The organism is Longimicrobium sp. (assembly GCF_036387355.1).
GTDB lineage: Bacteria > Gemmatimonadota > Gemmatimonadetes > Longimicrobiales > Longimicrobiaceae > Longimicrobium.
In genome coordinates this window covers 1-10,611 of the sequence record NZ_DASVTX010000141.1, presented here as the reverse complement: position 1 = coordinate 10,611, position 10,611 = coordinate 1, and the positions used below count along the sequence as shown (strand labels likewise).

Sequence of the window (10,611 nt, the reverse complement as noted above, 5' to 3'; positions counted from 1 at the left end):
GATTGTGGACGCGTCAGCGGCCACGAGTCGGGGCTTACCGCTGTTCGAGCGGCGGATTCATCCGCTCAAGCGACCCGCGGCGCGCTCCGTGCGCGGGCCCCTCCCCCGGCCCCTCCCCGTGCAAACTGCCGCACGGAGAGGGGAGAACTGCGGATTGGTGTGCTCCAGAGAGTGCCGCGCGGTCGGAGAGGCCCCCTCTCCCCGGCCCTCTTCCCCGCTGTCGCGGGAGGAAGGGAGACCTCAGCGCGAGGGCGGAGGTCGGCGCCGAAGGCCGGGCCCTCAACAGGTGCAGCCTCACAGGTGTATGTGAGGCTTTCAGCGGTTGTTGCGGCGAGTTCACTCGCTCAGCCAACCGGCGGCTGCACCGGATCCCGGAATCCACGCCGGAGCCTCAGCTTTGTCCAACCCTCCCCCAGTCTTTTTTGGGGGAGGGTGGGCCGGTGGTGCCGGCCCGGGTGGGGGCCGCGTCGGCCTCCGCCCCTCGCACCGGACGATCCGCCCCGTGCAGGTGAAGTCCCCCCGTCCGTTTGGGCGGACTTTCCGGCGTTGTTGCGGCGAATCCATTCCCTCAGCCGCGCCCTCCCTCAGCCGCGCACCAGCTCCTCGAAGAACTCCAGATGCCGGCGCGCGACCACGGGGAGCGCGAACTCCGCCTGCACCCGGGCCAGCCCGCGCGCGGCGAGCGTTGCACGCGCATCGGAATCCGCCAGCAGGCGGCCGATCTCGCGCGTCCATGCGGCCCCATCCGCCTCGGGCACAACGACACCCGCGTCCCCCAGCACGTGCGGAATCTCTCCGCTGTCGCTCCCCGTCACCGGGACGCCGCACGCCATCGCCTCCAGCAGCATGCGCCCCAGCTGTTCCCGCCACCGCACGGTCGTCTGGCTGGGTGCGCAGAGCAGGTCCATCGCGTTCAGGTGCGCGGGGACGTCCTCGTGCCGCACGCCGGTCACGACGCGCGCGCGGCCGCCCTGCCCCGCCGCCCACGCCCGCAGCTCGCCCTCCATCGGCCCGCCGCCCACAAACAGAACGCGCCACGGGTGACGCACATCCGCCAGGGCGCGCAGCAGGAGCGCGATCCCCTTCTCCGGCACAAAGCGGCCCAGATAGCCGATCACCGGCGGCCCCTCCGCCGCCCATCCCAGCCCGGCGCGCACCCGGTCGCGCGCCTCCGCATCCGGGCGGAACCGCGCGACGTCCACGCCGGGCGAGATCACGCGGTGCGGGCGGTCGCGATAGATCGGCCGGCCGCGCAGCGTCGCGTGCACCGTCGCGCCGAACGCAATCCAACCGGCCGCGCGGCGCATGGCGTACCGCTCCATCCACCCGAACGGTGGCGGATACCGCTTGGGCAGGTTCTGAAAGGTCGCGTACACCAGCCGCGCCTCCCGCGGCGTCCACGCGGCCACCTGCGCGCCCGCGGCGATGAACGGCTCCTCCCAGCAGTGCACCGCGTCCCACCCCTCGCGCAGGAGCGTGCGGAGGCGGGAACCGTACCGCATAGTGTGAATGCGCCCCGCCCCGTGCACGGCCACCGGCTCCAGCCGCGGCCGTTCGCCGGGGAACCCGGCCAGGCGGATGGGGCCGAGGTCGCCCGGAAAGGATTCCGGCGCCGCCACGGTCACCTCCCACCACCCCGCGCCCGCCTGCGCCATGGCGTCCGCGAGCCGCCGGTTGGTGCCCACCACGTACGAGTGGCCCAGCGTCAGCAGGCGCAGCGGCCGGCTCACGCGCCTGCCGGGGGCTCGTAGCGCGGCGCGGACGCAAGGCGCCGCCACTCGCGCATGGTCGCCCAGCGCACGCCGCGCCGCTGGCGCAAAACGGCAGGGAGCGACTGGGCCAGGTCGCGCAGCACGTGGCCGAAGCCGCCGGGATCGTCCACGCTCCACCCGCGCCGCATCGGGAAGTACCGGCGCAGCCGCAGCGGAACCGAGGCGGCGGCCATCGGCAGCGGCTCGTTGAGCATGGCGATGAGCGCGTCGTTGCGCACGATGACGCGCAGGTAGCCGCGCAGGTCGCGCCCGGTGCTTTCGCGGAGGTGCGCCACCGGCGCGTCCGGGAGGTACACCACGCCGTACCCCGCATCCAGCAGCCGCAGCGACAGTTCGCGCTCTTCGCCGTTGATGCGCAGAAGCTCACGGTATCCGCCAACGGCGAGCAGTGCGTCGCGCCGGATCAGGTGCGCGAACCCGATGAACGCCTGCACGCGGGCCGGATAATCCACCGGGGCCGGCTGCGCGGCGGAGAGCGTTCCATCCGCCTCCGCCTGCGCGAACCCGATCACCGCCACGGACGGATCCGCGTCCAGCACGGCGAGCCCGGCGCGCACCGCGTCGCCGGACAGCAGCGCCGCATCGTCATCCAGGAACAGCAGATACGGCGTGCGGGCCTCGCGCGTGATGCGGTTGCGCGCGGCGGTCACGGCCCCGCGCGACTCGTTGCGCAGCAGGCGGACGGGCGGCAGTCCCTCACCCAGGTCCAGCGCGGAAAGGTCCAGCGGCGGGTCCGAGCCCTCGTCCACCACCCACGCCTCGGCGATCAACTCCGCGGCGTGCGCGAGCGAGCGCAGGCAGCGGCGAACCATTTCCAGCCGCTGCCAGGTCACCACGCCCACGCTGATGCGCGCGGCCGCGTTCACGGGTGCCTCGCGTTCAGGAGTGGGAGCGGGGCGGGTGCGGGCATGCGCAGGGTGCGGAGCGGAAAACAGGCCAGGCCGGACAAGCTATCCATGCGGCGCGGGACGTGGCAACCCGCGGGCCGCGGCAATCTGGGACGGCCGATGATGGACGGGATCGGGGCGTGTCCCCGCTGCGCGGGGCCGGGCTTCGCGCGCCGTAAGGCACGATACGACTGTGCCTGACGGCGCCGAGCCCCCTCCGTTCCGGGGCAACGGTACTGCTGTTGCCCCTGCACTCCGCGTTCTCGGCCCTGCGGGCGCGAATCCCTCACGCAACCGCGGCGAACGCCGCGTTCATCCGCAAACGCGGACCGGCCCTCCCGCGCGGGTGCGCGGAAGGGCCGGTCGTCTGCCCGGCGACGGTCAGCGCTGCGCGCCGTGCGCCGCGCCCAGCACGTATCCCGTCACCAGCAGCGCGAGCGGATCGCCCGCGGCGCCCGCGACCAGCTGGTCCGGGTTTTCGCGCAGCGTCCGCGCGATCTGCTCCAGCCGCGCCGCCGCGTCCTCGAAGGCGCCCTGCAGCGGGTGCGCCCCGGCCTGCGGCGCCGCCGCGGAAGACAGGCTCTCCGCCGCAGGAGCGGCGAACTCGCCCGCGTCGGTGACGGACGCGTCGGCCGCCGGAACCGGGGCCTCGGTGGAGGCCAGTTCGGCCGCGGTGAACGGGTCGGCTTCGGCGGGGGCGTCCAGCCCCGCCGGCGCGCCGGGCGTCACCGCGAACTCCACCACGGGTTCGGCGGACGGAGCGGGCTGCAGCAGCGACTCGAACGAGAACTCCTCCTCCGACTCCGGCGCGGTGGCGGTCGGCTCGGCAGCGGCCCACGCGGTGGGCGCGGGGGTCTCGTCATCATCCGCGTTCAAGCCTTCCAGCGGCGGCACGCGGTGCGTCTCCTCGGACGCGTTCGCCTCGGCGCGGGCATCCCACGCCAGCCAGTCCGGGAAGGGCTCGTCCCCCTGAGCCGCGGCGGGCGCGTCGTCCTCCGCATTCGCGTTTGCCGACCAGGGCGCCTCGCCCGCGACCGCATCCACCCCGTACTCCGGCTCGTCCGCGACGGAATCGTCGGCTGCGGCGGGGGTCCAGGGCGTCTCCTCCATGGCGGAATCCGAACCCGCGGCCCAGGGCGCGTCCGCGGGCGGCGCATCCGATGCGCCCTCCCACGGCAGATCGGCGGAGGCGGCGTCCGGGGCCGCGGCGCTCCAGGGAAGGTCATCCTCCGCCGCCTCGTCCGCCGGAGCGGGGGTCCAGAACGCATCGGCGGCGTCTTCCACCGGCGCGGTGGGCGGCGCTTCGGGAGCGGCGGCGCGGGGCGCGGGGACCTCCAGCCAGGGCAGGTCTTCGCCGTCGTCCTCGTCCGCGTCGTCCAGGGCAGATTCGGCGGCGGCGGGCTCCACGGCGGCGGCGGCGGATTCGCCCACGATCGGCGTTTCCGCGTCCCACGGAAGCGTGGTCCGCTCCGGGGCCGGGGCGGGCGCCGGCTGCGCGGCGGGCGCGGGCGGCGGCGCCTGGGGCGCGCGCGAAGCCGCGGGGATGAACGGCGGAAAAACGAAGCCGTCCATGGAGTCGCCGTTGGGAGCGGTCATCGGATTGTGGGCGTGGGAATCGGGCCGCGCGCGGGGATGGGCCGAATGCGCGAAAAGCCGGAATGTGTAGCAGGTATGCGACGGAACGTAGGGCCCGCCGCGGCGGATGTCAACGAAAGCGGTCCCCGTGCACGCGCCCGGGGACCGTCATTGCGCCGCGCCGTCACGCGCGCGGGGCCTCGCCTTCCCACCCGAACCGGCCCAGGAGGGGAACAAAGGTGCACGCCGTCACCTCCTCCTCCGTGTACCGCCCGTCCGCGCGGCGGATGCACACCAGCCGCTGCATGTCGCGGCCGCCGACCGGAATGAGCAGGCGGCCGCCCTCCGCCATCTGGTCCAGCAGCGGCCCGGGCACGTCCGGCGCCGCGGCGGCCACCAGAATGGCATCATACGGCGCGAACTTGCTCCACCCGATCGTGCCGTCGCCCACCAGCACGGCCACGTTGGACACGCGCAGCGCGTCCAGCCGCTCCCGCGCGCGCACGGCCAGGTCGCGGATACGCTCCACGGAGTACACGCGGTCCGCGAGCTGGGCCAGCACCGCCGTCTGAAAGCCGCACCCCGTGCCGATCTCCAGCACGCGGTCCGACGGCTTCAGATTGAGCACCTGCATGTAGAGCGCCTGCAGCGACGGCTGCGACGCCGTCTGCCCAAAGCCGATGGGCACGGGCGCGTCCTCGTATGCGCGGTGCAGTACGGAGGCGGGGAGGAACTCGTGCCGGTGCACCGCGTCAAAGGCGCGCAGCACGTTCAGGTCGCGGATGCCGCGCTCCTGCATGGTGTTGATGAGGGCGCGGCGCTGTCCGGCAAAACGGTCGTTCACAGGTGCAGCTTCCACGCGGCCACGTCCTGCAGCAGGGCGTGGTTGGTGAGGTCCAGGTGCAGCGGCGTGACGGACACGTAGCCGCGGTTCACGGCGTAGAAGTCCGTGCCTTCGGGCGCGGACCACTCCACCTCGCCGCCGCCGATCCAGAAGTACTCGCGCCCGTTGGGGTCCTTGGCGCGGGTGAGCGAGTCCAGGTACACGCGCCGGGCCAGCCGCGTGACCTCCACCCCCTTCACCTCGCCAGCGTCGATGGGCGGCAGGTTGATGTTGAGCAGCGTTTCCGGCGGAAAGCGGCCCAGGTCCACCAGTTGGGGGAGCAGGCGGGCGAGGAGCGGGCCGTAGCTTTCCATGTGCGCCGCGTCGCGCCCCGCGTACGACACGGCGACGGAGGGAATGCCCAGGATGGTGGCTTCCATGGCGGCGGCGACGGTGCCGGAGTAGAGCACGTCCTCGCCCATGTTGGGGCCGTGGTTCACGCCGCTCAGCACGAGGTCGGGGCGCTTTGGCAGCAGCGCGCCGATGGCGACGGCCACGCAGTCCGTGGGCGTGCCGTCCACGTGGTGCACGCCTTCGCGCACTTCGCGGGCGCGCAGGGGAAAGTGCATGGTGAGCGCGTGGCTCTGGGCGCTCTGCTCCCGGTCCGGCGCCACGACGTGCACCGAGCCCATGGTGCGCGCGGCCTCCGCCAGCACGCCGAGGCCGGGCGCGAGGTAGCCGTCATCGTTGGTGCACAGGATGAACATGGGTTCGCCCGCGGGCTTCTTGAGGATCGGATGCCGGGAGCGCTGCCACGGACTGGAGTTTTGCAAGAGTGCGAAGTGCTGAGTGCGAAGTGCGGACGACGAAGTGCCCAGTGCCGAGTGCCAAGTGCCAAGCGCGAGCGACGGACGGCGCGGATTTGCGGAGCCCGGCGCGGGCGGAGAGGCCCCCTCCCCCCAGCCCCCTCCGCCCCCTCCGCCCGCTCCGCGGGAGAGGGGGAGCCGTTCGGCGCGGGGCCCGGTGCGGCGCGCGTCCGCGGCCCCTCGCCGATCCCCCCCGCCCCGAAGCGAAACACGGAGAGGGGAGAAATCGCGCCGAGGTTCCCGTCGCGTGCAGTTGAAGCCTCGATCGTGGACGCGACAGCGGCCGCGAGTCGGGGCTTACCGCTGTTCCAGCGGCGGATCATCCGCTCAGGCGAGGGCGGGCGCCAACGGGCGTCGCGCTGCGCGCGGGCCCCTCCCCCACCCCCTCCCCGCGCAAACAGCCGCGCGGAGAAGGGAGACCTTCATCGGCGACCCGCCACCCCCGTGCAGGTGAAGTCTCCCCGTCTGTTTGGGGAGACTTTCCGCCGTTGTTGCGGCGAATTCATTCGCGCAGCGACCCGGCACTGGGCACTGAGCACTGGCCACTTCTGTTCCTCAGCACTCAGCACTCAGCACTCCCCTTCACACCGCCCCGTAGTTCTCCCGCTTGAACACCGCGGCCGCACCGGCCACTCCGGCGGTCCCGGGCAGCAGCGCCGGGACGATCCGGCAGCACTCCTGCGCGCTGCGAAAGGCGCGGCGGCGCACTTCGGCGCGCAGCGGCTCGAAGAGCGTGTCGCCGGCGCGGGTCACGCCGCCCGCGATCACCACCATCTCCGGGTTCAGGATGTTGATGATGCTCGCCACCCCGGCGCCCAGGAACTTGGCGGTGTCCTTCATCACCTCGGCGGCGTACGGGTCACCCTCCACCGTGGCCTCGTACACAATGGCGGCGGTGATGTCGTCCAGCTTGCCGTCCACCATTTCCACCAGCGCCGTGGATGCGCCCGCCTCGATCCCTTCCACCGCGCGCAGCGCGATGGCGGGGCCGGAGGCGTACTGCTCGAGGCAGCCGTAGTTGCCGCACTTGCAGCGGCGCCCGTTGCTGTCGATGGTCATGTGGCCGATCTCGCCGGCCACGTCGCTGCAGCCGTGGTAGATCTCGCCGTTCAGCACGATGCCGCCGCCGATCCCCGTCCCCAGCGTGAGCCCCACCAGCGTGCTCACCCCGCGGCCCGCGCCCAGCCACCACTCGCCGTAGGTGGCGCAGTTGGCGTCGTTGTCCAGCGTGCACGGCAGCTTGACCTGGTTGGCCACCAGGTCGCGCAGGGGAAAGTTGCGCCACCCCAGGTTGGGGGTGTTGATCACCGTTCCCGTCTTGCGGTCCAGCGGGCCGGGCGAGCCGATCCCCACGCCCGCCACCGAGTCGCGGGTGGTGCCGTGCGCGGAGGTCACGTCGCTGATGGCTTCCTCCACCATGGCCACGATGCGGTCCACCACGGCCTTGGCACCGCGCTGCGCGTCGGTGGGCACCGTGCGGAACCCCAGCACATCGCCGCCCTCGATGGGCACCAGGCCCACGACGATGTTGGTGCCGCCCAGGTCCACCCCCACGATCCACCGTTTCTGCGCCGTTCCGGGCGTCATTCGTTCTCCTGTGTGGGCGCCGGGGCGGGCGAGGAGAGCCCAGCGTGCCGGCGCGGCCAACCTACACCCCGCGCCCGGCGATGGAAAGTCCAATCCAGAAGCCGCCACAGACGCTACAATCTCCCCCAACCGCGAAATTCCACCCCGGCCGCGGTATGGACGAGGACGACAGAAAGGCCCCGTACGACGTCGCCGGAGTGAACAAGAGTGCTCCTCTGGTACTCTGAGAGCCGCGTCGCCGGCGCCAGACCACGGAGATTGACCCGCCTCCGAACAGCGGATATATTCATCCTCACAGGAGGATGGATTATGAGCGCATTCGCTGAGCGGCGCATCGGCGCGGAGATGCCGGTCACGGTGAACGAGGCCGCGTTTCTGGCCGGCGTGACGATCAAGATGGTGAACCAGGCCATCGATCGTGAGCACGTTCAGGCCCGCCCGCTACGGCGGTCGACGGATCGCGCCGCTCGTGGAGTGGACGCGAGCACCGCCCTCTTCCTGAGCTTCAGCTCCCTGCTTGCGCCTGAACTGCGGGCGAAGGTGTACCGCAGGTTCCGGGGAAAGACGCTCCCGGAACTCCCCCGGCGCATCGAGCTGGGGGCCATCGTCATCGACCTGCGGCAGGCGATCGTGAACTTTGAGAGGCGGCTGGAACTGCTGATGAGGATCGGCGAGCGGATCGAAATGGATCCCGAGGTGCGGGGCGGAGATCCGGTGTTCGCGGGAACCCGGGTGCCAGTGTACGCCATCGCCCGCAAGATCGAGCTCGGCTCGACGGCTGAGGAACTGGCGGAGGACTATCCGCGGCTTCGGGAGGAGGACTTCGACCTCGCCACGCAGTACGCCAGGGTGTATCCGCGCCGCGGACGCCCCCGGGCCGAGTGGACGCGCGCGATGGAACGGGCAGAGGATGCCCGCGGCGCGTGATCCAGTTCCTGATCGATGAGGACGTTACGCCCAGGCTGCGTGACGTCGCGAACGGCCGTGGCTACAACGCCTACCACGTCCAGCACCTGGATTGGAAGGGGCGCCAGGACTTCGCCATCCGCCGGCGCATGATGGACGAGGATCTGACCCTGGTCACGGGGAACTGGAAGGATTTCCGGCCCATGCTGCAGCGGGAGGAGCTACATCCCGGGGCAATTTCGCTCCCGGACGTTCCCCGCGCGGCGCAGATCCGGCTGTTCGAGGCCGCGCTGGACTTCATCGAATCCACCGACGCGCCCATCGACATGGTGAACCGCGTCCTCGTGCTGGACGACGCGGGCGAGGTACGCATGTTCACCCTCCCCTGATCCCTTGCCGCACTCCCCACACCCCCTCGTGAGGGCCCGTTGCACTTCCTCCATTCGAATTCGCAAAGAACCCCGGCTCAGCGGATAACGAGCAGCTCCGGGGCGGGCTCCAGCTCGGCCAGGCCGCGGGGCGAGCGCACGATCCCCTCGCGGCGGATGCGGTCGCGGAACTCGCGGTTACGCTTCACCTTGTCGCGGTCCGCGTACGGGCGCTCGTGGTGCAGGTGCAGCACCGGCGCGCGAAAGCGGATCTGCAGCCCGCGCACGCCCAGGTTCTCCAGCCGCTCGCCCAGCGCGCGGTCCAGCCCGCCGTACGCCATGTCCAGGTCGTAGCCGTTCACCGCGACGATGTCGTGCTTCCATCCGCTGGCGTTGTGGCCGTTCCAGGTGGGCCGCGTGGGCGTCAGCCGGTCCATCAGCCCGGCGAGGCGCGCGGACTGCGTTAGCCGCAGCGCGTGGCGGCCCGGGCGCCATCCGCGCGACCGCAGCCAACCGGAATCCGCCACCCGCCCCGCGCGCACGTCGTCCGCCGTGACCGCGGCGGTGACGGACTGCGGGAGCTTCAGGTATCCGCCGGAGAGGAAGTGGCCCCAGTCGGCGCTGCGCAGGTGCACCTCCACCAGGTCGCGGCGCGGGATGCAGTCGCCGTCCGTAAACAGCAGGTAGTCGCCCGTGGCGGCCAAGATGGCGCGGTTCAGGATCTCCGTCTTGCGAAATCCCCGGTCCGCGTGCCAGACGTGCACGAGCGGAAGCCCGGCATCCGCGCGCAGCCGGTCCACCAGGGCGCGCGTCTCCGAGCCTGAGCCGTCGTCGGCGATCACGATTTCGTGCGGGCGAACGGTCTGCGCCGCGTACCCCCACAGCACCAGTTCCAGCGGCCCCGGCTGGTTGTACGTCGTAACGACGACGGACATCCTCGGCTGCGTCATGGTCTATCCAGCCTCAACGAAGACGAAAGCGACGGCCAGGAGAAACGAAGTGCGCGGTGCAGGGAGAACAGAAGTGCCCATTGCACGGACAAAGAGAAGTGCCCAGCGCCCGGTGCCGAGTTTGGCACTTGGCACTCGGCACTGAGCACTTTCCCCCTGCCGTTCCCTCACCCGCCCAGCTGCAGCACTGCCAGAAAGGCTTCCTGCGGAATCTCCACCGTGCCCACCTGCTTCATCCGCTTCTTGCCTTCCTTCTGCTTCTCCAGAAGCTTGCGCTTGCGGCTGATGTCGCCGCCGTAGCACTTGGCCGTCACGTTCTTGCGGAGCGCGCTGATGCTTTCGCGGGCGATGATCTTCTGCCCGATGGCGGCCTGGATGGCCACCTCGAACTGCTGCTTGGGGATGAGCTCCTTGAGCTTTTCGGCGATGTTGCGGCCGTACTCATACGCCTTGTCGCGGTGGATGATGACGCTGAACGCGTCCACCGGGTCGCCGTTGATGAGCATGTCCAGCTTCACCAGCGGGTTGGGGCGGTAGCCGATCAGGTCGTAGTCCAGCGACGCGTAGCCGCGGGTGGCGCTCTTGAGCCGGTCGTAGAAGTCCAGCACGATTTCCGCCAGCGGAAGCTCGTACTGCAGCTCCACCCGCTGCGGATCGGGGTACGCCATCCCCATGAAGTTGCCGCGCCGGTCGTGGCACAGCTTCTGGACCGCGCCGATGTACTCCGCCGGGCACAGCACCCGGGTGCGCACGTACGGCTCCTCGATCACCTCGATCTTGGTGGGATCGGGGAGCGTGCTGGGGCTTTCCACCCACAGCTCCTCGCCGTCCGTCATCCGCACCGTGTACTTCACGTTGGGGACGGTGGTGATGATGT

9 protein-coding genes and 1 pseudogene are annotated in these 10,611 nt (G+C 71.3%); 2 read left to right on the top strand and 8 right to left on the bottom strand.

Annotated elements, in window-relative coordinates; all coding sequences use genetic code 11:
- Positions 1-584: 584 nt before the first annotated feature.
- From VF665_RS06595 to VF665_RS06570, 6 genes are all read right to left on the bottom strand, one after another.
- Positions 585-1,730, bottom strand: a complete 1,146-nt coding sequence (locus VF665_RS06595; protein WP_331052616.1) for a glycosyltransferase family 4 protein — start codon at positions 1,728-1,730, stop codon at positions 585-587.
- A complete protein-coding gene (locus VF665_RS06590) occupies positions 1,727-2,638 on the bottom strand; it encodes a glycosyltransferase family 2 protein (RefSeq protein WP_331052615.1) in 912 nt (303 codons plus the stop codon). Before VF665_RS06590 ends, VF665_RS06595 begins: the two co-directional genes overlap by 4 nt.
- 402 nt (positions 2,639-3,040) lie before the next feature.
- Complete coding sequence (locus VF665_RS06585) at positions 3,041-4,255, bottom strand: hypothetical protein (RefSeq protein WP_331052614.1); 1,215 nt, start codon at positions 4,253-4,255, stop codon at positions 3,041-3,043.
- Positions 4,256-4,418: 163 nt separating this feature from the next.
- Entirely contained in the window at positions 4,419-5,078 is a 660-nt protein-coding gene (locus VF665_RS06580; RefSeq protein WP_331052613.1) for a protein-L-isoaspartate(D-aspartate) O-methyltransferase, read from the bottom strand.
- Positions 5,075-5,824, bottom strand: coding sequence for a 5'/3'-nucleotidase SurE (gene surE / locus VF665_RS06575; RefSeq protein ID WP_331052612.1), 750 nt, complete (start codon positions 5,822-5,824; stop codon positions 5,075-5,077). The genes VF665_RS06580 and surE overlap by 4 nt, the downstream gene beginning before the upstream one ends.
- A gap of 681 nt (positions 5,825-6,505) precedes the next feature.
- A complete protein-coding gene (locus VF665_RS06570) occupies positions 6,506-7,510 on the bottom strand; it encodes an ROK family protein (RefSeq protein WP_331052611.1) in 1,005 nt (334 codons plus the stop codon).
- Between the two features lie 309 nt (positions 7,511-7,819).
- Between VF665_RS06570 and VF665_RS06565 the strand changes: the two genes are divergently transcribed.
- Complete coding sequence (locus tag VF665_RS06565; protein ID WP_331052610.1) at positions 7,820-8,437, top strand: DUF433 domain-containing protein; 618 nt, start codon at positions 7,820-7,822, stop codon at positions 8,435-8,437.
- Complete coding sequence (locus VF665_RS06560) at positions 8,434-8,805, top strand: DUF5615 family PIN-like protein (RefSeq protein ID WP_331052609.1); 372 nt, start codon at positions 8,434-8,436, stop codon at positions 8,803-8,805. Before VF665_RS06565 ends, VF665_RS06560 begins: the two co-directional genes overlap by 4 nt.
- 77 nt (positions 8,806-8,882) lie before the next feature.
- On the opposite strand, the gene VF665_RS06555 is transcribed toward VF665_RS06560, so the two are convergent.
- The gene (locus VF665_RS06555; RefSeq protein ID WP_331052608.1) at positions 8,883-9,734 is read right to left on the bottom strand and encodes a glycosyltransferase family 2 protein; all 852 of its coding nucleotides are present in this window, start codon (positions 9,732-9,734) and stop codon (positions 8,883-8,885) included.
- 167 nt (positions 9,735-9,901) lie between these two features.
- Positions 9,902-10,611: pseudogene (locus VF665_RS06550) on the bottom strand (elongation factor 4); the annotation flags it as partial.

Excerpts from the sequence above, each read along its gene's own strand:
- VF665_RS06565 (WP_331052610.1), top strand. The coding sequence starts at position 7,820 with ATGAGCGCATTCGCTGAGCGGCGCATCGGCGCGGAGATGCCGGTCACG.
- VF665_RS06570 (WP_331052611.1), bottom strand. The coding sequence starts at position 7,510 with ATGACGCCCGGAACGGCGCAGAAACGGTGGATCGTGGGGGTGGACCTG.
- VF665_RS06585 (WP_331052614.1), bottom strand. The coding sequence starts at position 4,255 with ATGACCGCTCCCAACGGCGACTCCATGGACGGCTTCGTTTTTCCGCCG.
- surE (WP_331052612.1), bottom strand. The coding sequence starts at position 5,824 with ATGTTCATCCTGTGCACCAACGATGACGGCTACCTCGCGCCCGGCCTC.
- VF665_RS06555 (WP_331052608.1), bottom strand. The coding sequence starts at position 9,734 with ATGACGCAGCCGAGGATGTCCGTCGTCGTTACGACGTACAACCAGCCG.